Origin of the sequence: Hyalangium minutum (assembly GCF_000737315.1) — a bacterium.
Taxonomy (GTDB): domain Bacteria; phylum Myxococcota; class Myxococcia; order Myxococcales; family Myxococcaceae; genus Hyalangium; species Hyalangium minutum.
Map to the genome: position 1 here is coordinate 92,120 of NZ_JMCB01000019.1, position 23,173 is coordinate 115,292.

The 23,173-nt window shown below is 68.5% G+C and carries 21 protein-coding genes; 8 read left to right on the top strand and 13 right to left on the bottom strand.

The window, feature by feature from the left end; translation table 11 throughout:
* Nucleotides 1–165 precede the first annotated feature (165 nt).
* Nucleotides 166–660: a helix-turn-helix domain-containing protein gene (locus DB31_RS35865; RefSeq protein WP_044196581.1), complete on the bottom strand. Its 495-nt coding sequence runs from the start codon at nt 658–660 to the stop codon at nt 166–168.
* 43 nt (nt 661–703) lie between these two features.
* Between DB31_RS35865 and DB31_RS35870 the strand changes: the two genes are divergently transcribed.
* Nucleotides 704–1,933, top strand: coding sequence for a Glu/Leu/Phe/Val family dehydrogenase (locus tag DB31_RS35870; RefSeq protein WP_044196583.1), 1,230 nt, complete (start codon nt 704–706; stop codon nt 1,931–1,933).
* Between the two features lie 75 nt (nt 1,934–2,008).
* Nucleotides 2,009–3,229, top strand: coding sequence for a threonine ammonia-lyase (locus DB31_RS35875; protein ID WP_044196584.1), 1,221 nt, complete (start codon nt 2,009–2,011; stop codon nt 3,227–3,229).
* A gap of 27 nt (nt 3,230–3,256) precedes the next feature.
* Here the strand turns inward: DB31_RS35875 and DB31_RS35880 are convergent, their stop codons facing one another.
* From DB31_RS35880 to DB31_RS35900, 5 genes are all read right to left on the bottom strand, one after another.
* Nucleotides 3,257–3,643: a hypothetical protein gene (locus DB31_RS35880; protein ID WP_044196586.1), complete on the bottom strand. Its 387-nt coding sequence runs from the start codon at nt 3,641–3,643 to the stop codon at nt 3,257–3,259.
* Between the two features lie 24 nt (nt 3,644–3,667).
* Entirely contained in the window at nt 3,668–4,162 is a 495-nt protein-coding gene (locus DB31_RS35885) for a hypothetical protein (RefSeq protein WP_157232337.1), read from the bottom strand.
* 34 nt (nt 4,163–4,196) lie between these two features.
* Nucleotides 4,197–4,448, bottom strand: coding sequence for a hypothetical protein (locus DB31_RS35890; RefSeq protein WP_044196589.1), 252 nt, complete (start codon nt 4,446–4,448; stop codon nt 4,197–4,199).
* Nucleotides 4,449–4,468: 20 nt separating this feature from the next.
* Complete coding sequence (locus tag DB31_RS45555; protein ID WP_157232338.1) at nt 4,469–5,239, bottom strand: hypothetical protein; 771 nt, start codon at nt 5,237–5,239, stop codon at nt 4,469–4,471.
* 133 nt (nt 5,240–5,372) lie between these two features.
* Nucleotides 5,373–6,713, bottom strand: a complete 1,341-nt coding sequence (locus DB31_RS35900) for an MFS transporter (RefSeq protein ID WP_044196591.1) — start codon at nt 6,711–6,713, stop codon at nt 5,373–5,375.
* 273 nt (nt 6,714–6,986) lie between these two features.
* Between DB31_RS35900 and DB31_RS35905 the strand changes: the two genes are divergently transcribed.
* Nucleotides 6,987–8,789: a hypothetical protein gene (locus tag DB31_RS35905; RefSeq protein WP_044196592.1), complete on the top strand. Its 1,803-nt coding sequence runs from the start codon at nt 6,987–6,989 to the stop codon at nt 8,787–8,789.
* A 19-nt stretch (nt 8,790–8,808) separates the two neighbouring features.
* Here DB31_RS35905 and DB31_RS35910 read toward each other — a convergent pair whose 3' ends face one another.
* Nucleotides 8,809–9,363, bottom strand: coding sequence for a Uma2 family endonuclease (locus DB31_RS35910; RefSeq protein ID WP_083969112.1), 555 nt, complete (start codon nt 9,361–9,363; stop codon nt 8,809–8,811).
* A gap of 154 nt (nt 9,364–9,517) precedes the next feature.
* On the opposite strand from DB31_RS35910, the gene DB31_RS50945 reads away from it, so the two are divergent.
* The 4 genes from DB31_RS50945 (at nt 9,518) to DB31_RS35930 (ending at nt 17,016) form a co-directional block, all read left to right on the top strand.
* Nucleotides 9,518–10,201 carry a hypothetical protein gene (locus DB31_RS50945; protein ID WP_240487051.1) on the top strand — a complete coding sequence of 228 codons (684 nt, stop codon included), beginning with the start codon at nt 9,518–9,520 and terminating at the stop codon, nt 10,199–10,201.
* Nucleotides 10,198–11,034: a hypothetical protein gene (locus DB31_RS50950; protein ID WP_240487053.1), complete on the top strand. Its 837-nt coding sequence runs from the start codon at nt 10,198–10,200 to the stop codon at nt 11,032–11,034. The genes DB31_RS50945 and DB31_RS50950 overlap by 4 nt, the downstream gene beginning before the upstream one ends.
* Nucleotides 11,035–11,057: 23 nt before the next feature.
* Nucleotides 11,058–12,434, top strand: coding sequence for a peptidase MA family metallohydrolase (locus DB31_RS35925; protein WP_044196596.1), 1,377 nt, complete (start codon nt 11,058–11,060; stop codon nt 12,432–12,434).
* Between the two features lie 133 nt (nt 12,435–12,567).
* Entirely contained in the window at nt 12,568–17,016 is a 4,449-nt protein-coding gene (locus DB31_RS35930; protein ID WP_044196598.1) for a DUF6982 domain-containing protein, read from the top strand.
* Nucleotides 17,017–17,105: 89 nt separating this feature from the next.
* Here the strand turns inward: DB31_RS35930 and DB31_RS35935 are convergent, their stop codons facing one another.
* Together DB31_RS35935 and DB31_RS35940 are read right to left on the bottom strand one after the other, a co-directional pair.
* Complete coding sequence (locus DB31_RS35935) at nt 17,106–17,741, bottom strand: YceI family protein (protein ID WP_044196600.1); 636 nt, start codon at nt 17,739–17,741, stop codon at nt 17,106–17,108.
* A gap of 19 nt (nt 17,742–17,760) precedes the next feature.
* Complete coding sequence (locus DB31_RS35940; RefSeq protein ID WP_044196602.1) at nt 17,761–18,645, bottom strand: dioxygenase family protein; 885 nt, start codon at nt 18,643–18,645, stop codon at nt 17,761–17,763.
* 142 nt (nt 18,646–18,787) lie between these two features.
* Here DB31_RS35940 and DB31_RS35945 point away from each other — a divergent pair, with 142 nt between their 5' ends.
* Nucleotides 18,788–20,428, top strand: a complete 1,641-nt coding sequence (locus DB31_RS35945; protein ID WP_044196604.1) for a sigma-54-dependent Fis family transcriptional regulator — start codon at nt 18,788–18,790, stop codon at nt 20,426–20,428.
* A 33-nt stretch (nt 20,429–20,461) separates the two neighbouring features.
* On the opposite strand, the gene DB31_RS35950 is transcribed toward DB31_RS35945, so the two are convergent.
* The 4 genes from DB31_RS35950 to DB31_RS35965 form a co-directional block, all read right to left on the bottom strand.
* Entirely contained in the window at nt 20,462–21,199 is a 738-nt protein-coding gene (locus DB31_RS35950) for a rhomboid family protein (protein WP_044196606.1), read from the bottom strand.
* A 169-nt stretch (nt 21,200–21,368) separates the two neighbouring features.
* Nucleotides 21,369–21,563, bottom strand: a complete 195-nt coding sequence (locus DB31_RS35955) for a hypothetical protein (protein ID WP_044196608.1) — start codon at nt 21,561–21,563, stop codon at nt 21,369–21,371.
* A 128-nt stretch (nt 21,564–21,691) separates the two neighbouring features.
* Nucleotides 21,692–21,907 carry a hypothetical protein gene (locus DB31_RS35960; protein ID WP_044196610.1) on the bottom strand — a complete coding sequence of 72 codons (216 nt, stop codon included), beginning with the start codon at nt 21,905–21,907 and terminating at the stop codon, nt 21,692–21,694.
* 27 nt (nt 21,908–21,934) lie between these two features.
* The gene (locus tag DB31_RS35965; protein WP_044196612.1) at nt 21,935–23,131 is read right to left on the bottom strand and encodes an acetyl-CoA C-acetyltransferase; all 1,197 of its coding nucleotides are present in this window, start codon (nt 23,129–23,131) and stop codon (nt 21,935–21,937) included.
* Between the last annotated feature and the right edge of the window lie 42 nt (nt 23,132–23,173).

Sequence of the window (23,173 nt, forward strand, 5' to 3'; positions counted from 1 at the left end):
TAACCCGTTAGCTCCGGCGATCGGTGGCAGCGCCTGGAGCTAACCAGTTAGCTCCGGCGATCGGTGGCAGCGCCCGGAGCTAACGGGTTAGCTCCGACGGCAGGTGGCAATCCTCAGGTCTAACCCGTTGGACCTCAGGGTTGCCTGCAGCACCCACATCGGCTTCTACGGAGTGGAGCCCTTGGCCCGGCGGGCCCGGTGGTAGTGGGCCACGCAGAGGCCTCGGGCCAGCACCGCCCGCCCACAGCCGGGCTCGGCACAGCGGGCAGGCTCCGGCGCTTTCTCCTCCCGGTCCTTCCGAGGGCCCGCCTCGGCAAACATCAGCTCCGCCACCGTCAGCAGCCGGTCCACGTCCTCGCGCGTGAGCTGGCGCTGCCGGATGAGGTGCACCAGCCGGTCCGCGCCGGTGTCATCGTCCTCTTCGAGACGAAACAGCTCGGAGGGCGGCAGCCCGAGCGCCGCGGCCACCTGGAGCAGCGTCTCGTAGCTGGGGCTGCGTTCGCCCCGCTCCAGCAGCGAGGCAAAGCTCACGGAGATGCCGCACCGGGCGGCGAAGTCCTCCTGCGTTAACCCCCGGCGCTCGCGCAGCGCGCGGATCCGCCGCGCCAGTCCTTGGAGGTGAACATGAATGTCGGGGGTATGCGGCGGGCCGGGTCGCATCCGTTTCCTATGGTAGCGCACCCCTTCTGTTAAGGTCGCGCGCATGAACGCCGTTGAGGAGACCAACTACTATTTCCACAAGGCCGCGCGCATCATGGATGTGGGCACTCCCATCCAGGCGCTGCTGGCCACACCGCTGCGCGAGCTCACGGTGCAGGTCTCCATCGAGATGGACTCCGGGGAGATCCGCACTTTCACGGGCTACCGGGTTCAGCACGACAACAGCCGGGGCCCCATGAAGGGAGGCCTGCGCTACCACCCCAAGCTGGACCACGCCGAGTGCGCCTCGCTGGCCTCGCTGATGACGTGGAAGACGGCGGTGGCCAACCTGCCCTATGGCGGCGCCAAGGGCGGCATCATGTGCGACCCCAGCCAGCTCAGCCTCAAGGAGCTGGAGCGCCTGACGCGCAAGTACGTGGACCAGGTGCAGGACATGATCGGTCCCACCCAGGACATCCTCGCGCCGGACGTCAACACCAACCCCCAGGTGATGGCGTGGATCATGGACCAGTACTCGCGCTACCACGGGCACTCGCCCGCGGTAGTGACGGGCAAGCCGCTGGACTTGTACGGCTCCAAGGGCCGCGAGGCAGCCACCGGACGCGGGCTGCTCTACATCTGCCGCGAGATTCTGCGGGACGTGCACCTGCCCATGAAGGGCTCGCGCTTCGCGATCCAGGGCTTCGGCAACGTGGGCAGCCACATCGCCCGGCTGCTCTGGGAGGATGGGGCCACGGTGGTGGCGGTGTCGGACGTGCTCGGCGGGGTGCGCAACCCGCAGGGCCTGGACATCCCCAGCCTCTTCGAGCACGTGCAGCGCACCGGCACCGTCACGGGCTACGCCGGCGGCCAGCCCTGCACCAATGAGGATGTGCTGACGGCGGACTGCGATGTGCTCATCCCCGCGGCGCTCGGCCATGTCATCACCAAGGAGAACGCGGGCACGCTGCGCGCGCGGCTCATCATCGAGGGCGCCAATGGCCCCACCACTCCCGAGGGAGACGAGCTGCTGGAGAAGCGGGGCATCCTCGTGGTGCCGGACATCCTCGCCAGCGCGGGGGGCGTCACCGTCAGCTACTTCGAGTGGGTGCAGAACCTCCAGCACCTGGCGTGGGAGGAGGAGCGCGTCAACGCGGAGCTGGAGCGCACCATCAAGGAGTCCTACGAGCGGGTGACGCAGATTGCCCGCTCGCGCAAGGTGCCGCTGCGCACCGCGGCCTTCATCCTGGCCATCGGCCGGGTGGGCAAGGCCACGGTGATGCGCGGCATCTGAGTGGAGAGTTGGGGACCTGAGGCTTCGTCCCCTCCCCCCTTCCTCATCCGCCCCACATCCGCTATGGGGCGCGCCATGGTGAACCTCCAGGACATCCTCGCCGCGCGGGAGCGCATCCGCGGCGCCATCCGTCCCACGCCTTGCCCTGCTTCGGACTACTTCACGGAGCGGACGGGCTGCGCGTCCGTGTGGTTCAAGATGGAGAACCTGCAGCGCACCGGTGCCTTCAAGGAGCGCGGTGCGCTCAACAAGCTGCTCACATTGAGCTCCGACGAGAAGGCGCGGGGTGTCATCGCCGCCTCGGCCGGCAACCACGCCCAGGGGCTCGCCTACCACGCGCGCAAGCTGGGCGTGAAGGCCACCATCGTCATGCCGGAGCGCACCCCGCTCATCAAGGTGTCGCGCACGCGGGACGAGTACGGCGCGCGCGTGGTGCTCAAGGGCACCAACTTCGACGAGGCCTACGCGGAGGCCGTGCGCCTGCAGCAGGAGCAGAACCTGGTCTTCGTGCACCCGTTCAATGATCCGCACGTCATCGCCGGGCAGGGCACCATCGGGCTGGAGCTGATGGAGCAGACGCCCTTCGTGGACATGGTGGTGGTGCCCATTGGCGGCGGCGGGCTCATCTCGGGCATCGCCTGCGCGCTCAAGGAGACCAACCCACGCATCCAGGTGGTGGGCGTGCAGACGGCGGCGCTGGCCAGCATGAAGGCGTCGCTGGAGGCGGGCTGCGTGGTGGAGCTGCCCGCGGGGGCCACCATCGCGGACGGAATTGCAGTGCGGCGGCCCGGCGAGCTCACCTACGCCATGGTGCGCAAGTACGTGGACGAGGTGGTGACGGTGGACGAGGAGGAGATCGCCAACGCCATCCTCGTCATGCTGGAGCAGGAGAAGAGCGTGGTGGAGGGCGCCGGTGCCGTGGGCGTGGCCGCGCTCATCAACAACCACATCCCCAAGGCCAACGACAAGAAGGTCGTCATCCTGCTGGGCGGCGGCAACATCGACATGAACGTCATCAGCCGCATCATCGAGCGCGGCCTGGTGAAGGCCGGGCGCCTGGTGCGGCTGGAGGTGAGCATGCCGGACCGGCCGGGCATGCTGGCGCGGCTGACGACACAGATCGCCGAGCAGCGCGCCAACGTGGTGGAGATTCACCACAACCGCGCCTTCTCGAAGAAGGCGGGGCTGGGCGAGGTGATGGTGGAGGTGACGCTGGAGACCACGGGCCGCCCCCACATCCAAGAGCTGATGGACGCGCTGGCCCGCCAGGGCTGGCAGGTCTCCGAGGAGACCTGACAGGCCCGGTGCGGGTCAGAGGTTGGCTCAGTTGGTGGCCCGGCAGTTGCCGGTGGCCTTGTCGCAGTGGCGCCCCAGGCTGCAGTCCACGTCACTGGTGCACTTGGGCGCGCAGATCTTCTCCTCGTCCGTGCAGATGACGTCGTCGCCGCCATCGCACAGGTCCGTGGACTGGCACTGGCAGAACATCCGGGCGCCGCTCACGCCCGTGCAGGACTTGGCCGTCGTGGGGCAGTCCGTGGGGGACTCACAGGCCTTCACGCACACCTTGGCCAGCGGGTGGCAGACAGAGTCATCGTCGCAGAACTCGTCCACGGTGCAGCTCTTGAGCTCGTCGGACGACACCAGGCCGCAGCCAGTCAGGGCAAACCCACTCACGAGGGCCGCCAGGAAGAACAGCTTCTTCAGACGCATGGATTTTCCTTCCTTGGGTATCGGCTACTGGGAGTTGGGACAGCCCAGGTAGTAGTCGCGCATCGGCTTGCAGAACTCGGCGGTGAACTCACCCTGCACCTGCCCCAGCGGGAGCGTCAGGTTGAAGATGCCGCCAAACTCCTTGTCCTCGGTGGACTGATCCACCTCGAGCGTTCCGGCGGTGGCGTCGCCTCGCAGGGTCTTCACGCCCTGGAAGTCGAGCCAGCGCGCGGACAGATCTCCCGGCAGCGTCCGCGTCCCCTTGTCGAAGGAGGCGGCGCGGAACAACAGCGAGGTCCCCAGCTGCGGCTGCGCCAGACACCCCAGCCCGTCGAACTGCTTGCAGGCGTCGCCTCGGTCGCTGATCAGGGCGATGGTGTACTCGCCCGCCGGATCCGGCACGCGTGCGAAGAGGATGGACTTCGGCTCGAGCTCGTGACCGTCGTAGGTCAGCGTCTCGGTGGAGTGGCCTCCGCAGGCCACGAGCCCCAGCGGGGCAAGCAACAGAAGACGTTTCATCGGCGTTTCCTCAAACACAAAGGGTGAATGCCACTCACGAGCCCTGGACGGTGGAGCAGGAGCCCGCGCTGGAGCCCGTCCGGCTGTCGCCAGTCCCGGTGCCCGCCGTGCCGCCGAGGTCCTCGATGTACTCGCCCTCGTCGACGCACAGCCCCTGACGGACGTCACACTTCTGGTCCTCGAGGCAGTTGTCGTCCGTCTCGCAACGGATGGGTGGAGGGCTGCAAGCAGCCAGGGTCAGTGAGGCCACGGCGGCGCCGAGGCCAAGAACAGTGCGCAGAGTCATGGGGTAGCTCGAAGCGAGGGTTAGAACCGCACGGAAAGGGAGAGCGACGCATCGCCCGAAGGACTCACGAAGACGCCCGCCTGCACCGGCGGAGGCTCGGGGAGCACCCCCTGAATCTCCGTGCTCAGCTCGCCCGGCGGCACGAGCAGGGCGTTGGTCACCTCGGCGGCCTTCTTCTCCGAGGGGCTCGTGGCCTCGGCCAGCCGCTGATCCGCGGCCTGCTGCAGCGAGGCCATCCGCGCCTTGGCGGCGAGGTACTGGCGCACGGAGCTCTGGGTCTTGTACGCCGCGTAGGCGCCCATCGTCCCCGACAGGCCGTAGAAGCCCCGGGAGACAAGCCCGCCGTAGTACGCCCGGCGGTAGATGGACTTCGTCTTGTCCGAGGTGGGGTGCTTGGCGGGGTCGCGCAGATCCTTCTCGGGCTTGGCCGAGAGGAAGCCCGTGGCGTACCCCAGTCCGCTCAGCAACGCGGTGTAGACGTAGTAGCGGATGGGCAGGTTGAGCTCGGGCTCGGGGCCCGAGGGCTTCTTCTCCTCCTGCAGTGCGGCCTGGGCCTGCTTCTCGGCGGCCTCGCGCTCGGCCTGCATGCGCTTCTCCATCTCCGCCTGGGCCTGCTTCTTCAGCTCCTCGGCCTGGCGCTCCTCCTCGCGCTTGCGCTCCTCCTCGCGCTTGCGCTCCTCCTCGCGCTCTTTTTCCTGCTGAGAAGCGCTCTTCGTCTGTGCCGCCGCGCTCATCTGCGGGGCTGCCATCGACAAAAGAAGCGTCACTGCCAAGACTTTTGACTGCTGCACGTGTCCCTCCTCCCCCATGCGGTTTTTCCGCAAGGTCGTGTTGTGTCCCTGTTTATTTGTACGAGGGAGGAACGTTGGATCGTGGACAGTGGATAATCCGTGCAGCTGCGACTCAGCGTGCTTGCGCTCTACGTCAACTCTCCGTGGAGCCCACACTGCGGGTCGTGGACTGCATCCCCGAGGCCACTTCCGGAATGATTCCGAGCCGCTGGTAGATGGGCCGCACCTGCTCTCGCAGCCTGGGCAGCTTCAGGCGGACCCACACCGCGCCCAACAAGCACGCCACCCCGCCGATGGCGATGGTCGCCGGGGCGCCGACACGAGCCGCCATCGCTCCGGCGAGCAAGCTCCCGAAGGGCGCGGTGCCCATGAATGCCATCGCGTAGAAGCTCATCAGCCGTCCGCGCATGCGCTCCTCGACGATGGTCTGCAGCACGGTGTTGCTGGCCGCCATCGTCACCATCATCCCGAAGCCGCAGAGCGCCATCGTCACGAGCGACAGCGGCACGTTGCGGGAGAGGGCGAACGCCACGAGCCCCAGACCGAACGTCGCCGCCGTGGAGACGATGACGGTGCCGAACCCTCGCACCGTCCGCCGCGACGCCAGGAACACCGCGCCCCCGAGCGCTCCCAGCCCCGAGGCCGCCATCAGGAAGCCCAGGGTGTGGGGGCCGCCGTGCAGCACCTGCGAGGCCATCACCGGCATCAGCACCGTGAAGGGCATGCCCATCAGGCTGACCAGCGCCAGCAGCCCCAGCACCGCGCGGATCGGCGCGAAACGGAAGGCGTAGTTGAAGCCCTCCTTCAGCTCGGTGAGCACATGCTGGGAGCGCTGCGCGCGGGGGCGCACCGTGAGCCTCATGGCGAGCAGGGAGGCAATCACCGCCAGGTAGCTGAAGCCGTCGATGAGGAAGCAGCCGCCCTCCCCCACCCACGCGATGAGGGCGCCCGCCACCGAGGGCCCCAGCAGCCGCGCGCCGTTGAACATAGACGAGTTGAGCGCGATGGCGTTCGGCAGGTCCGCACGGTCCTCGATCATCTCCACCACGAAGGACTGCCGAGCCGGCATGTCGAAGGCGTTGATGAGCCCCTGGACGACGCTGAGCCAGGCGACGTGAAAGACGGTGATGTGGCCCGTGAGGGCGAGCACGGCCAGCGCGAACGACTGGAGCATCGCGAGCACCTGGGTGACGACCAGCAAGCGGTGCCGGTTCCAGCGGTCCACCCACACCCCTGCGATGGGGCCGAGGAGGAACGTCGGCAGCTGCCCGCAGAACCCGATAATGCCCAGCATCAGCGCCGAGCCGGAGAGGCGGTACACCAGCCAGCTCGTCGCCACGCGCGTGAGCCACGTGCCAATCAGCGACACGCTCTGCCCGGCGAAGAAGAGCCGGTAGTTGCGATGTCCCAGCGCCCGGAGCAGGAACCGCCACCCACCGCGCGCCTGCTGCGACCCGGAGCCCTGTGCCTCCATCTCGTGCCTGCTCCTTCCCCTGTCACGCAGGATGCTCGGCCTCCCACGAGGCTCCCGCTCGCGGCGCACCTCCGGAAAACCTAGTGCGCCGCCTCGAGGCAGGATGGATGCCGCTCTCCCTCCAGGCGGGCGGCCTGCAACCGCTCACGTTCCGGCTGCGGCGCCGGCATCCACAACACCATTCCCGAGACCTCTGGATTTCACTATTTGTGATATTTTGCCACTCTGTTTGTGTTAAAAAGAGCGCTCCCCCAAACATCAGCGGAGCGCCCCATGAAGCGGTCTCATCGGAGAATCGCCCTCAGAGCAGGCTCGGTCTTGTCCACGCTGTGCCTGCTGGCCGGTTGCGGCACGGAGTCCGCGCAACCCGAGGCCCCGTCCGCGGTGGAGCAGGTGTCTCAGAACGCCGAGTCCTCCGCGCGCCCGCCCAAGCTGGCCAGCCTGGAGGCCGTGCCTCTGGCTGCGCTGGGCAGCGCCACCCCCAGCCTGGTGCGCGCCACGCTGGCGCCGGGCGAGTCCGCCACCACGCTGTCGCTCACCGGTGACGACGACAAGCCCTTCACGCTGAGCGACACCGGCACCGGGGGCGATGAGAAGGCGGGGGACGGCATCTTCTCCGGCCAGGGTGTGATCAACTTCGATCTGCACCGCAGCACCCAGGAGCGCATCGCCGCGCTGACCCAGCAGTATGGCCCGCTCACCTACACCAAGTTTGATGATCGCGAGGTGGTGGGCGAGGAGCGGCTGGAGCCCCAGCCTCTGGGCGCGTTCTCCCCGACCGCGGCCGCCGCCATTCCGCTCAGGGCGCAGGGCGTGGCCGCGGCCATCAACCCGGCGCGCTCCCTCATCATCACCGACCCGGCCGTCATCAATGATCCGACGCGGACCTACAATCCGTGCACCGGCGCGGGCAACCCCGCGGGCAAGTGGACGTTCAACCACCTGATGACGGAGATGGCCAACCAGCCGCTCACCGGCATCGCTCCCTCGGCGTTCGTCCTCAAGTGGCTCCAGCAGTGGTCGTACAACTACCCCGTCAATGGCTGGACGGTGCCGGCTCGGCCGAACATCAACCCGATGCTGCTCAACCTGTGGCCCAAGCTGAGCAACGGCCAGCTGGATTTGACGCGCTCGCCGTTCAAGCTGGTGGCCATCGTCAACCGGCCGGACCTGGCCAGCTCGCGGGGCAATGGCGGTGGCTATGGCGGCGGCATGGTGGGCGAGCTGCGCTTCGTCTTCGCGGCGGTGGATCGCAGCTACTCGCGGTGCACCGTGCCCTTCCTGGTCATCCTCGAGTACCAGGTGCCGGTGACGACGTGCACGCAGGCGCGCACCTGGGGTCAGAAGTGGGTGAGCCTCACCTCGCAGGTGCCGGGCTCCAGCGCGTACAACTCTCTGCTGGAGTCGCTCACGCAGCAGGTGGTGTTGCGCAACGCCATGCCCTCGCGGCCCAACGGGAGTGCCATCAACCAGGTGCGCAGCAACGAGAACTGGCTGTCTCCCATCTGGGAGGAGCGCGAGTTCCAGCTCTACTTCAGCGGCGCGAACCCGTCCGAGTTCTTCACGGGCCTGGCGCCGGGCAACCTGGCGGGGCACACGACGGCGCAGACGCCGCATGACTCGCTCAACGCTCTGCCGGTGCTGGACAGCTACGTGAACGCCGCGACCTGCCCGAACGTGGCCGCCAGCAACTTCACCATTCCCCTGCAGTGGCCCGCGAGCACCCACTTCAAGGGCGCCAACCCACAGATTCCTTCGGTCTCCACCACCTTCTGGCAGCTGAACAACCCGGCCTCCATCACTCCGGCGGGCTGCGGCACGCCTGCGCGCTACCGGCTGTCGCTCAACACCTGCAATGGGTGCCACGCGCGGGAGACGAACACCCCGTTTACGCACATCAACCAGTTCGGTGGACTCTCGCCGCTGCTCACGTCCAGCCCGCTGGTGGTCAACGAGCCGCTCACGGGCATTCCCCACACGTACAACGAGCCGGTGCGGCGCGCCCAGGTGCTGGATCAGCTCGCCAATCAGGTCTGCCCCACGTTCAGCCTGAACATCCCGCCCTTCAGCCACTGAGCCCCGGAGAAATCGAGGCCTACCTCTCGCCCCAGAGGTAGGCCAAATCCAGCTCCAGAGCCTCGAAGGGCTCCGCACGTACACGGGCCAGCCCCGTGTGCGTGACGAGCAGCACGTAGCGCGTGCCCTCCAAGCGGAACACCTCCAGCGTGCGCGCTTCCGGGTCCATCAACCAGACGTGCCGCACGCCCTGGCGTGCGTAGAGGGGAAGCTTGAGTCCTCGGTCCAGGGCGGAGGTGGACGGGGAGAGCACTTCGCACACCCAGTCCGGAGCCAGAGTGAGCGCGGCGGTGCGCGGGGGCCGAGACAGGCGCTCCCGGCGCCAGCCCGCGAGTTCGGATACCAGGACGTCCTCACCGAAGTGCGGCTCGGGCTTAAAGAGGATGATCCATCCTCCCGGCCCGCGACTGCCCTCATCGAACGCCACCACAAGCTTGGCGCCCACACGCGAGGCCGCGACCGTATGAGGCGTGGCGGGCCGGGGGCTGACGTGCAGTTCCCCATTGATGAGTTCCCCCATCACGTTCTCGGGCAACGCCTCCAGATCCGCGTAGGTGGCCGGCTTCTTTCCCATGACTTCCCCATGTTCCTCGACGCCCATCCCTGTTTCCATGGGAGGAGGACATAGCAACCCGGTCTGACGCTCCAGGTCTCCAGCCATGAACCTACCCTATCAGGTTGGCTGGGGGAACGTGCCCCCAAAGCCACGGAGTGGGTAAAGTCATGGAATGAGCATGACCCCGGTGGCATCACAAGCATTGGCCATGATTCTTGCCACCTTGCTCGTCTCCTGCAGCGTGACGCGCTCCGCAGAGATTGGCCCCTTGAGTCCACGGGAGCTGACGAAGTACGCGCTCGTTGTCGAGCAGCGCCCGGACGGGCAAGTCGCCTCCGCCTGGATCCCACTGAAGGAACTCGATCTGCCGAAGTACGCCCTGACCTCGAACAGGCTCGACACTTACCGGGAGATCGTACGGGTCTCCTCTTCGGGGTTGGGCGAGTATTGCGAGGGTCGGCACGATCAATGTCTGGAGGACTGTCTCAGCAGCCCCAAGCCCTTCGTGATTGGAGGCCGCAAGTACATGGACACCCAAGCTCAGCCATGGCGCAACGCCCGGGGATGGTGGTGCTCGAGCAACTGCCTGGAGGAGATGATCCGGTGCAAAAAGGGCCGCGGTGAATGGGCGGACCAGTATGCCCGGTTCGATGCGATCGACCCGGCCATCGACTGGATCAAGCGGCATCGTGAGGAACTCGCCGTGGGCACCGCCGTGGTCATTGCCGGCGTGACTTTCGCCGTCGTCGCTGTGGGTACAGGAGGAGCGGCCCTCGTGCTGATACCGCTGTTGATCCTGGCCGAAAGTTCCTCGGAGCCCCCGGCCGACGCTCGGCTCGCGGAGGCGTGGCGGTGAACGCCTTTGAAGCGCTCACCCAGGCCGAGGCCTTCATCGCGCTCGGGCGGCAAGCCGCGCACGTGAACGGCCAGGAAGCGGAAGAGCAGCTCTGGCTCTACCTGCGCGCGCTCTGCCACTTCATCCGTGTGACAGGTCAGGTCTACCGGTTCGAGGATGCCCTCGCCGCTGCCACTCCGGGGGAGCCGCTGCACCTCGGTGCACACCTCGGCTTGCAAGAAGGCTCTTTCGCGCAGCGGGCGGCGGAGCTGCTGCTCCGCAGGGTGTACACACCCGCAGAACCTCAGCAGCCCATCCGCCTGCTCATCACCCTCCTCCACTTCCTCTCGGAGACCGGACAGCTCGGTGATGCCGAGGACTTCTTTCTCCACCATCTGGAAGCCCCCCCCATGGCCATCGCGCAGTTCCGCAGCCTTGAGGAGGCCGAAGGATGGCTGAAAGGCGTCGCAGACCCTCCCAGCCCGGCCTACATCCTCATCGGCGATGAGTATTACCAATTCTGGTATCGGCGCGAGGACCAGACGCGAGGCCTGTACCGCGACTACCCCATCGCGGCGGAGCTGGAGGCCTTGACCGCTGGAGGGATTCCGCCTCACACGCCTTCCTTCGCGACCCGCCCCGAGGCGGAGGATTGGTTGAAGAACCACCCCACCCAGCCCTACACCTTTGTCTCGATCGCAGGTGAGCACTACCTCGCGGTCAACCACCAGAGGCTGAAGCGCCACTCTCTCCACCATGTCGCGTCGGCCTTGAAGCTCTGGGAGGAGCACAAGCGGGCCTTGGAACGTGAGTCAGGCTCGGCCCCGGGGGAGCCCCCCTTCAACCCCCAGTAGAGGCTCGGCCATACTGGAGGCCCATGAGCCCCCTCTTCCTCTCCCTCCTCCTCGCCGCGGCGCCCTCGGCCCAACAGGCCCAGAAGCTCGCCCAGAGCAAGTCCTGGGAGGATCTCTACCTCGCCTACTCCGCCGCCGATCCCAAGGGCTACTCGGAGGCCGATCGCAAGGCCATCGCCGCTCCCCTCCTCAAGGGCTGCGAGGCGCTCGTCGCTGGTGACGCCGTCATGGCCTACTCCCTGGGCGAGCGCTCCGTCGCCTTCGAGGAGTCCCCCGGCGGCCTGCGCTGCCTCGCCCGCGCCGCCCTCAGCACGGATCAGCGCGGCACCGCCGAGGAGGCCCTCCGCAAGGGGCTCGCCAACTACCCCAAGGAGGGCGCCTTCGGCCTCGAGCTCGGCAAGCTCCTCATCGGCGACAAGGACGGCCCCGGCGCCATCGCCGCCCTCGAGAAGGTCCCCCCCCGCTCCCCCCAGGCCGCCGAGGCCAAGAAGCTCCTCCAGAAGGCCCGCAGCCTCTCCGCCGAGCAGTCCCAGGCCCGCGCCGAGGCCGAGCAGCTCGAGCGCCGCCTCAATGGCGGCGAAGGGCCCTCCCGCGGCAAGACGAAGCCCGCCGTCGCCCAGGCTCCCGATGACGGCGACACCCGCCCCGCCAGCCTCACCTACGAGTCCGGCGTCGGCGAGGACGGCATGCGCACCCGCTCCAACCGTCGCTTCGTCATGAAGTACTTCAACAACAACCGCGACTTCGGCCAGCGCGCCGAGTACGAGGGCCGCGTCGTCGCCGCCCTCGAAGCGGCCTACGAGCACACCCTCGGCATCCTCGGCGAGGCCCGCGAAACCCCCGTGGACGTCATCCTCTACACCCGCGAGGAGTTCCGCACCCACCAGGGCGCCTCGCTGGCCCGCTCCGCCGCCGGCCTGTACTCGGACGGCGCCATCCGCATCAACGGCGGCGCCGAGCTCACCGAGCAGACCCAGGCCACCCTCGTCCACGAGTACGTCCACGCCGCCGTGGACGAGCTGTGCGGCGGCAGCCACCAGCTGCCTACCTGGCTCAACGAGGGCCTCGCCGAGTACATCGAGTGGCGCTACCTCGGCGGCGATGGCCCCCCCATCGTCGTCGGCAACGCGCTCCGGGGTGCCGCCCGAAGCGGCCGGCTCCCCAGCCTCAGCGCCCTGGCCCAGGGCATGCTCATCCAGACGGCCGACCCGGGCCTGGCCTATGCGACCTCGGCGGTAGCCGTCCGGGAGCTGATGCGGCGCGGGGGGGCCCCTCGCCTGCTCACCCTCCTGCGCGAGGTAGGCCAGGGCACCCCCTTCGAGCAGGCCCTCCGGGCCCACTACGGGATGGACGTGGCAAAGCTGGACGAGGACCTCAAAGCGGCCCTCTCCCAGAGGTAGCGGCCGATCGAGCCAATCTGGTCCGTTTACCGGTTGCCGAGACTCTCCTACACTCTTCGCCTTCAAATTTGCGCTTCAGGCGTTCTGGCGGGAACCTCCCCCTGCCACGCCATACCCGTAGCCAGGTGGACGGATGTCCGACACGCGCGCGTCGATGAGAGAGTTTCGCTTCCTCGACGAGAAGCGAAAGATGGGGAGCCTTTCCCCCACAGAGGAGGCTCGCTGGACCGAGCTGCGTGGACTCCTGGGAGTCCAGGACGCGCCGGTGCAGGAGCCAGCCGCGGCAGCGCCATACGCGCAGCCCCAGGGCTACTACGGCGCCGACGGCCAGTGGTACGCCGCTCCCGCCGAGGCCCAGCCTCAGGGCTACTACGGCGCCGATGGCCAGTGGTACGCCGCCCCGGCCCCGTATCCGCAGCCGCAGGGCTACTACGGCCAGGACGGCCAGTGGTACCCCTACCCCGCGCCCGCGTATCCGCAGCAGGGCTACGATCCGAACCAGGCCTACGCCGCTGCCTACCCGCAGCAGGGCTACGATCCGAACCAGGCCTACGCCGCTGCCTACCCGCAGCAGGGCTATCCGCAGCAGGGCTACCCGCAGCAGGGCTACGACCCGAACCAGGCCTACGCCGCCTACCCGCAGCAGGGTTATCCGCAGCAGGCCTACGATCCGAACCAGGCCTACGCCGCCTATCCGCAGCAGGGTTATCCGCAGCAGGCATACGATCCGAACCAGGCCTACGCTGCCGCCTACCCGCAGCAGGGCTACGATCCCAACGCCGCGGCCTACGATCCGAACCAGGGCTACGTAGCCCCGGCCGAGGCGCCGCAGGCCTACGACGCCCAGGCCTATGCCGCTCCGGGCTACGCCACGCAGGGCCAGTACCCGGCGGATCCGCAGCAGGCTTACGCCGCTGACTACGCGCAGCCGTATGACCCGGCGCAAGCCCAGGTCCAGGAAGCCTGGACCACCACTGCAGAGCCCACTTACGAGCCGGCCGCTTCCGAGCCGGCGGCGCCCCTTGCTGGTGCGGAAGAGGTCGATTTCACCGCGCTAAGCACGCCCACGTCCTGGAGCCCTCCCGAGGAGCCCGCTCCGGCTGCGGCAGAGCCGGAGGCCCCTCAGGCGGTGGAGGCGGATGACTTCGTCGAGGTGTCCGCCGATGAGGTGACGTCGGTGGAAGAGGCGCCGGAGCCGGTGGCCTCCTTCGAGGAGCCAGCCCCCGAGCTCTCGGCAGTATCTGCACAGCCAGTTCCGGAACCCACTCCCGAGCCCTCCTTCGCGTCGCTCAGTGGCGGCTTCGAGGCCGAGCCCACTCCCGTGAGCGAGGAGGCCGCAACCCCCGTTGAGGAGGCTGTGGAGGCTGTGGAGGCTGTGGAGGCTGTGGAGGCTGTGGAGGCCGCGGAGCCCATTGAACTGGGCTCGGATGATGTCTCGCTGATCGATAGCGAGGTGGAGCAAGTCGAGCCCGAGCCTGAGCCCGTGGCGCCGTTCGCCGCAGAGGCTGCTCTCGAAGCGCCTGCGCCTCAGCCCACCTCTGAGGTGGTGCTGGAGACCTCCTTCGCCGATGTCGCCGTCGAAGAGGCCGCGCCCCTGCCCGAGCCTCAAGCCACGTTCCAGACGGAGCCTCAGCCCACATTCGAGCTTCCGCCGGAGCCAGAGCCGCAGCCAACGTTCGAGCTTCAGCCCGAGCCGGAGCCGCAGCCAACGTTCGAGCTTCAGCCCGAGCCAGAGCCGCAGCCAACGTTCGAGCTTCCACCGGAGCCGGAGCCGCAGCCGACGTTCGAGGCTCAGCCAGAGCCCGAGCCACAGCCGACCTTCGAGGCTCAGCCAGAGCCGGAGCCGCAGCCGACGTTCGAGCTTCCGCCGGAGCCAGAGCCCCTCGCCGCCATGCCGGTCGAGGAGCTGTCGATCGACGATGTGCAGCCGGAGCCTCCGGCCGTCCCTCTGCCCCCGTCCATGGACGCCGCGGCCGATGCCATTCCGGAAGCGGAGATCTCGCTCACGTCTTCGGACATGTTCGAGGAGGCGCCCGCGGCTCCTGTGCTCGAAGCCGCGCCCATCGAGACCGCACCTCAAGAGCCCGCCAGTGCTGACGTGCCCACCTTCGAGGCTTCCGAGCTCTCGATGGAGCCGGCGGCCCCCGAGGACTCCGTGGCCTCGGCGCCTGCCGCCGCCGAAGAGCCCACGTTCGACGTGGCGGATCTCGGTGCCGAGATCGAGCCTCCCGCTCCGGCCATGGCCATCAGCATCGAGCCCCCATCGCTCGAGCTGCGCTCCGTGCAGGTCGGGCCGGACCTGCAGGCGGATACCATCGAGCTCACCGAGGACGCCATCGAGTCCTCTCCCCAGGCGGCCGCCCCCGCCGCACTCACTGTGCCCTGGGAGACCGAGACCACCGACTCTCCTTCGCCCGAGTTCCAGGCGCCCCACGCTCCCGCCAACGTCGAGGACGTCGATCTATCGGGCAACCCCGAGGAGTCCGTTCCGCTCGCGACCAACGCGGACTTCGTGCCCGGCATGACGGACAGCGCGGCCTGGCAGTCGGACCGGTCCATCGAGCTCTCCTCGGAGGCCGCGCCCGAGACGGGCAGTGACGTCATCGAGCTGACCGAGGCGTCCATCGAGCCGCCGCCCGCTGCCATTCCCGCGCAGGACGGCTGGAGCGCCGAGCTGACGGCCCAGGAGGCTGTTCCCTCCACGTCGGCGGACGGGTGGAGCGAGCAGGCTCCCCAGGACAGCTCCTGGTCCGAGGCCCCGGCCCAGCAGGCCCTGTCCTCCGAGTGGAACGCCACGCCCGAGAACACCGAGAGCGCGCCGCCCGCCTGGAGCGCGCCGGAACAGGCGCAGGACGACCAGCCCGTTCTCGAAGCCACGCCCGCGGATCAGGATCAGCCCTGGTCTGCCCAGCCCGAACCCGCCGCTCAAGGCGAGTGGTCCCCCAGCACGCCGCAGGACACGGGCTGGCAGGAGCAGGCCCCCGCCGCCGAGACGCCGGGCTGGGAGGCCCTGCCCGTGGACTCCGCGCAGGAGTTCGACGCCGTCCCGCAGCCAGAGGCCGCACAGGCCCCAGCGCCCGCGCAGGAACTGCAGCCGGTCGAAGAGCTTCAGCCTGCCGAGGAGCTTCAGCCTGCCGAGGAGCTTCAGCCTGCCGAGGAGCTTCAGCCCATCCAGGAGCTTCAGCCTGCCGAGGAGCTTCAGCCCATCCAGGAGGCGGAGCCCGCCCAGGAGTGGACGGAGCAAGTGCCTCCTGCTCCCCCGCAGCAGCCCGAGCGCGCCGAGTGGGCCGAGCCCGAGCCCGAGTGGATCAATGATCCGCCGCAGCGCGACGTGTTCGGAGAGACCACCGAGATCAGCAAGCTCTCCGGTGAGCAGGATGAGTACGCGCCTCGGGAGCAGTGGCCCGAGGGGCCCAGCCCCTTCGCCAGGTCCATGGATGATATGGGCACGGGTCACGTGCAACAGCGGCCCTACCCGGCGGACTCGACGGCCTTCGACGCTCCGATGCAAGAGCTCTCCGGCGAGCCGGACTTCGCCGCGGACACCCACGCCCCGCCGCCTCCGCCCGTCGCGGCCACCGAGGCCGAGCCCATCGACGTCTCCTTCGATGACGCTCCGCCGCCCCCGCCCGTAGCGGCCACTGAAGCCGAGCCCATCGACGTCTCTTTCGACGACGCTCCGCCGCCTCCGCCCGTCGCGGCCACCGAGGCCGAGCCCATCGACGTCTCCTTCGACGACGTGCCGCCGCCTCCGCCGGCCGCGGCCGCGGAGATGCCCGTGGTGGAGCTCGGCGAGGTCGAGTTCAGCGAGGAGCCTGCCCCGGCGCCTGCCGCCGCCATTCCTCTGCCGCCGCCTCCGCCTGCCGCCGCCATTGCCCTGCCGCCGCCTGCTCCAGCAGCAGCTCGCGCCGCTCCGGCTCCTGCGCCCCGGGTGGCAGCTCCTCCTCCGCCCCCTGCGGCGGCCCGCGCCACTCCGCTCCCGGCCATGCCGGCGCCGGGCGTGGCACGTCCCTCGGCTGCGGGCATGCAGGCCATGAACGCGGCCTCCCTGCCTCCGGCCGCGCCCGCACGGGCCCCTGCCATGGCGATGGCGCCGCCGCCGCCGCCCCGCGCCGCGGCTCAGGCCGACAGCGCCGTGGCCCACGAGGAGATTCCGCTCTTCGAGCCCCTGGGAGTGCCGCTCTCGCCCAACACCTCCGCACAGGCCTCATGCTTCGTGGAGGGTGAGCACCGCGTCATCATCCACACCATCGAAGGCCAGGTGAAGCGCGGCATCATCCGCGACGTGGACTTGCTGGACGAGACGATCGCGCTCGAGCAGCAGACCGGCTTCGCCCCCGAGCGCATCCCTGGCAAGCGCGTGAAGGCCATCTTCTTCATGCTCCCGGCCGGCGCGCGCCAGCCGCAGGCCGAGGGCCAGAAGGTCCGCGTCACCTTCAGCGACGGCCGGCAGATGGCGGGCTTCTCGCGCGACTTCAGCGGGGGCGCTCAGGGCTTCTTCTTCACCCCGGCCGACAACCGCACCAACACGGCGCGCATCTTCGTCTACCGCTCCAACGTGCAGGCCGTCGCCGAGGGCTAGCCCGCCGCACCGGAGCTCCCGCCCGCAACGACAGAGGGGCCTCGAACTCCGAGGCCCCTCCGGGAACAGCTCTGCGCAGCGAACCGGTGTTACTTGGTCGGCTTGGCGACCGGGGCCACGGCCGGGGCGGCGTCCTTCTTCACGAGCTCCAGCTCGATGCCGATGTTCACGTCGTCACCCACCAGCACGCCGCCCGTCTCCAGGCTCTTGTTCCAGTTCAGGCCGAAGTCCTTGCGGTTGACCTTGGTGGTCGCCGTCAGGCCGGAGATAGAGGCGCCGGAGAACGGGTTCTTGCTCTCCTTGAAGCTGGCGTCCACGTCCAGCACGGTCTCCTTGGTGATGCCGTGCATGGTCAGGTCGCCGGTGACCTTGTACTTGCCCTCGCCGGCCTTCTCGACCTTCTTGGACTTGAAGGTGATGGCCGGGAACTTCGCCACGTCAAAGAAGTCCGGGCTCTTCAGGTGGTTATCGCGCGGCTCGTTGCGCGTGTCGATGGTGGACGCGTCGATGCTGGCGTTGACGGAGGACTTGGAGGGGTCCTTCTCGTCGAACGTCACCGTGCCGGTGACCTTGCTGAACTCACCCTTCACGTTGGTCACCATCATGTGCTTCACGGTGAAGTTGGCGCTCGAGTGGCCCGGATCAATCTCCCAGTTGGCGGCCAGGGCGAGCGAGGGAACAACGAAGGCGGCAGCGGCGACGACAGACTGGATCAGGTTCTTCATGACTTCCTCTGACTAGGGTTCAGCTGTGCAGCGCGAAGCTGCGCATGGACAGCGTTCCGTGATGAAAGCCCTCGAATACGGGGGTAACCCGGTCCTCGGCGAGGGCAGCGCCCAGGACGAAATACAGCGGAAACAAGTGCTCGGTGCTTGGATGCGCCAGGCGCGCATTCGGTGCGGTGGACCAAGCACGAAGGCCGGTGAAGTCCCGAGACGACAGCCCCTGCGCCACCCAGCCATCGAAGGCCTGGGCCCAGGGCTCGGCGGGGGCGTACTTGTCCTGGAACACCACGCGGCGGAGGTTGTGGGTGATGCCACCGCTGCCCATGAGCATGACGCCCTGGGAGCGCAGCGGGCGCAGCGCCTCGCCCATGCGCGCCACGTCCTCGGCCGTGGCACCGCGAGGCATGGACAACTGCACCACCGGAAGCCGCGCCGCCGGCAGCGCCAGCCGCAGCGGCACCCACGTGCCGTGGTCCAGCCCGCGCGCAGGATCCTCCACCGCCGGAAAGCCCGCGGACACCAGCCGGGAGGCCACCTCGCGCGCGAGCACGGGCTCGCCGGGGCACGGGTAGGTCAGCTGGTAGAGGGGCTCGGGGAAGCCACCGAAGTCATAGATGAGCGGCGGGGCCTCGCTCGCGGTGACGCGCACACCGCCCGCCGTCTCCCAGTGCGCGGAGACGACCACGAGGGCCCGCACCTCCTGGAGCCCGTCGGCGAAGGACTTCAGCGCCTGGGGGTAGGCGTCCGAGTCGAGCGCCACCATGGGCGAGCCATGCGAGACGAAGAACGCCGGGGCCACGGAGCGACCTGCCACCTTCTTGCCTCCTGCGGCCTCCGCGACACCCGCCACGCCCACAGCGGCGGCGGCCTGCAGAACCTCGCGTCTATGGAGTTCGGAGCTCACGAGAGAGGCTCCATAGCAACCCTCGCGCCAGGCTTCCAGACACTCCAAGTCCTTGAATTCTCTTGCAGGAGAACTTGACGGCATGCGAGGAGGCTCTCAGATTGATAGTGTTCTGCATCGTTCTGGAAGGAGCCAAGGGCCCATGGCCGAGGGACTGCAGCTGGACTTACGGGAGTTGCTGAGCTTCGAGCCGGAGGGTGGGCTCATCCACTTTGCCGGGCAGCGAGCGCTGCTGATGGACGCGGTGGTGTTGGGGCTGCTGCGCAAGGAGCTGATTGGGACGGTGGGGATGACGGCGGCGCGGGGGATTCTCACGCGGCTGGGCTTCGCTCACGGGTGGCGCACGGCGGAGGCGATGAAGACGGCGTTCCCGTGGCCGAACGAGGCGTCATGGAGGCGGGCGGGCGGCCGGCTGCACACCCTGCAAGGGCAGGTGCTCTTCGAGCCGGTGGAGCGCAGGCCGGAGGACGGGCCGGAACCGTTCGCGGAAGCGCTGTGGCGCGAGTCGTACGAGGCCGAGCAGCACCTGCTGCACGTGGGGCGAGCGGATCAGCCGGTGTGCTGGAGCCTGACGGGATTTGCCAGCGGGTACATGAGCTACTGCCACGGCAAGGCCATCTACTGCCTGGAGACGAAGTGCGTGGGGAAGGGAGACGCGGTGTGCCAGATCCTCGGCAAGCCGGGCGAGGAGTGGGGGCCGGAGTGCGTGGAGGCGCTGCGCTTCTACGAGACGCAGTGCATGGAGGGCACGCTGGGGCAGGTGACGGAGGCGCTCAAGCAGGCGGAGCAGAAGCTGCGGGTGAAGCGGCGGACGCTGGCGCGGGTGACAGGGGATACGGAGGACCCGTCGGGGATGGTGTCTCGGACGGAGGAGATGAAGCGGGTGCTGGGGCTGGCGCGGCGGGCGGCGAAGGTGGACTCGACGGTGCTGATTACCGGCGAGAGCGGCGTGGGCAAGGAGCGGATTGCGCGGCTCATCCATGATGAGTCGGGCCGGGCGCCCAAGGCCTTCGTGGCGGTGAACTGCGCGGCGGTGACGGAGAGCCTGCTGGAGAGCGAGCTGTTCGGACACACGAAGGGCGCGTTCACGGGGGCGACGCACGATCGGCCGGGCCTGTTCGAGGCGGCGAGCGGCGGCACGTTGTTCCTGGACGAGGTGGGCGAGGTGCCTCCGGCGATGCAGGCCAAGCTGCTGCGGGCGCTGCAGGAGAAGGAGGTGCGGCGGGTGGGCGAGAACCAGAGCCGCAAGGTGGACGTGCGGGTGGTGGCGGCGACGAACCGGCACCTGCTGGAGGAGGTGAACGCGGGACGGTTCCGGCAGGATCTGTACTACCGGCTGCGGGTCATCGAGCTGCGCATCCCTCCGCTGCGCGAGCGGCGCGATGACATCCTCCCGCTGGCGCGGCTGCTGCTGGCGGAGGCGACAGAGCGGCTGGGGCGGCGGGTGTCCTCATTCTCGCCGCAGGCGACGGACCAGCTGTTGCGCTACCCCTGGCCAGGAAACGTGCGCGAGCTGGGGAACGCCATCGAGCGCGCGGTGGCGCTGTGCGAAGGCGCACGGGTGGAGCAGGAAGACTTGCCCGAGGAGGTGCGCGCGGCGCCGCCCACGTTCTTGCCAGGGGCCACACCCCGGACGTTGGAGGACATGGAGCGCGAGTACATCCTCGCGGTGTTGGCGCGGAACGACGGCAACCGCTCGCGCACGGCGGAGCAGTTGGACATCGGTCTCGCGACGCTCTACCGCAAGCTCAAGCAGTACGGGCACCCAGAGGCACCGAACTGAGCCTGGAGACTCTGTCCCCAGGCGCCCACTCGCTCAGTTGAGGTACCGGTCGTCGCTCGGCCGGTCATGGGAGACAACGCGCAGGTTGCGCGCCCGGCCCCTCAGCTGGCGCTGCAGCCGCCAGTGCTGGAAGTGCAGCCACAGCCGCCGCGGGTTCGCTCCCTTCATGTAGATGAACACGAACAGCAACCCCAGCACATCCGGGAGCTGGCCCAGAAATCCGAGGAAGAGGTTCCCCGCCGTCAGGATCCCCAGCAACACGAACCCCGCGCCAATCCCCGCGAACGCGTTGCCCGACAGCGGAATCCCCCAGAAGTTCGTCTGCCCCCGCCCAATCGTCAGCCCGTACGCCACCCAGAGGATGGACGCCATGACCGTCCCGCCCGCGTACAGCGGCGTTCCACTCAGAATCAGCGGAATGATCAGCGACGTGGCGAGGCCCGCCAGCACCGTGCAGCCCAGCGTCACCAGCAGCATTCGCCGCGCGCCCCATACCCCCTCGAGCCAGCCGCCAATGCTCCAGATGATGATGGCCCCGAAGATGATGCCCAGCGGGCTCATCTCGATGAACGCGTACGAGAACGGCTGCCAGAGGTAGCTGCCCAGCGTCCCTGGGGTGAGCAGCAGCAGCCCACCGCCGGTGCTCTTGGTCAGCAGGAACAGCACCGAGCCCGCCACCAAGCCCACCGCCAGCTTGGCCGACATGGACTCCAGGCCCGGGAAGCCTCCCCCGAACCCTCCGCCAAACCTGCTGCCGCGCATCGGTCGCATCCACACTCCTCCGCGCTCGAACCGCCGAGCCGTCCAAAGGTGGTGGAAGACCCGCCACTTCGCAACCACTTCGTCATCCAGTGGCCGCTTTCAACGAAGAAGGGCGCCCATCCCCTCTGTGGGGAGAGCGCCCTCCAAGTGTCTCCTGCTTGTCAGCTGACCCGCCGGCTCAGCTCTTCACACGGTAGAACAGTGTGATCGTCAAGCAGTGGAACTCTTTGTCCGAGGACTGCGTCACCACCTTGTCCACCACCTCGAAGTTGGAGTTTTCCTTCAGCCACTTCGTGATGTTCTCACCCATGTTCTCGCGGTCGCGCGCGAGCGTGGTGGAGAACACCCTCACTCCCGTGAAGTTAACGGCCATCACCGACCCTCGTTGAAAACCAGAGATTCCGCAGGTTTACCCTGAGTCCAGGCGCCCCGCAAGAAAGGGCGTGGGAAATTTGCCCTGCCCTGTCCCCTCGAGGGTTCCCGAGAGGACAGGGGTTGGCTTCAACGGCCCGTGGCCGCGCGGCGCTGCTGGCAGGAGACCTCGTCCTTGCACGAGGGCCCGATGCCGTCCGGGTGGGGCCCCAGCGGCGTCTTGTCGCTCTCCTCCACGCCACACACCACACACTTGCGCTTGCGGTTGCGGCGCTCGGCCCGGCGCTGCTCGGCGATCTGCTTGGCCCGCTCGCGAGCCGTCTTCGCGTCCACCTCGTTGCTCATCTCAAATCCCGGTAGGAAGTCCGTTGCTCAGAGCGCCTCGACCAGGACCGCGATCCCCTGGCCGCCGCCGATGCACGCCGATCCGATACCATACCGGGCACCCCGGCGCTTCAGTTCATAAATGAGGCTCATGGTGATGCGCGCCCCCGAGGCGCCCAGCGGGTGGCCCACCGCGATGGCCCCACCGTTGACGTTGGTGCGCTCGCGTGGCAGCCCCAGCTCCTTCTCCACCGCCAGGTACTGCGGCGCGAAGGCCTCGTTTACCTCGAACAGCTCCACGTCGCCCAGCTTGATCTCGGCGCGCTCCAGCAGCCGCCGGATGGCCGGCGCCGGGCCAATGCCCATCACCTTGGGATCGCACCCGGAGATGCCCCAGTTCACCAGCCGCCCGATGGGCTTCAAGCCGTGCTTGTCCACGAAGGAGCGCGTGGCCATCACCATGGAGCCCGCGCCGTCGCAGATGCCACTGGCCGCGCCCGCGTGCACCACGCCGTCCTTCTTGAACACCTTGGGCAGCTTCTTCAGCCCCTCCACCGTGGTCTCCGGGCGGTTGTGCTCATCCTTCGCGAACACCGTGTCGCCCTTCTTGCCCTTCAACGTGACGGACGAAATCTCATCCTGCAGCCGGCCCGCCTCCTGCGCGGCGGCGAAGCGCTTCTGCGTGAGCACCGCGTACTCGTCCACCTGCTCCTGGGTGAGCCCGTAGTCCACCGCGAGCTGCTCGGCCGTCAGCGCCATGGCCTGGCCCGTGTAGCTGTCCGTCAGGGCGCTCCACAGCATGTCCTCCAGCCCGCCCTTGCCCAGCGGAATGCCCCAGCGCGCGCCGCGGATGACGTGGGGCGCCTGGCTCATGGACTCGGTGCCGCCGGCCAGCACACACGAGGCCTGCTCGGTGAGCATCTGCTCCGCCGCCGTGACGAACGCCTGGAAGCCCGAGCCGCACAGCCGGTTCACGCCCAGCGCCGGCACCGGAATGGGCACGCCCGTGCGCAGGCCCACGTGCCGAGGCAGGTAGATGGCGTCCGAGCTCGTCTGCACGACGTTGCCGTACACCACGTGCTGGATCTGCTCGGGGGACACCTTGGCCTGGGCCAGCGCCGCCTTCGCGGACTCCACCGCCAGCTCCGTGGCGCTCACGTCCTTGAGGGCTCCTCCGTACGTGCCGAACGGGGTGCGCTTACCGGACAGAAAGTAGATCTCTTCGCTCTTCGAAACGCTCTTCATGCGTGCGCTGCTCCTCAGGCCTGGGCCTCAGGCTCCTTAACG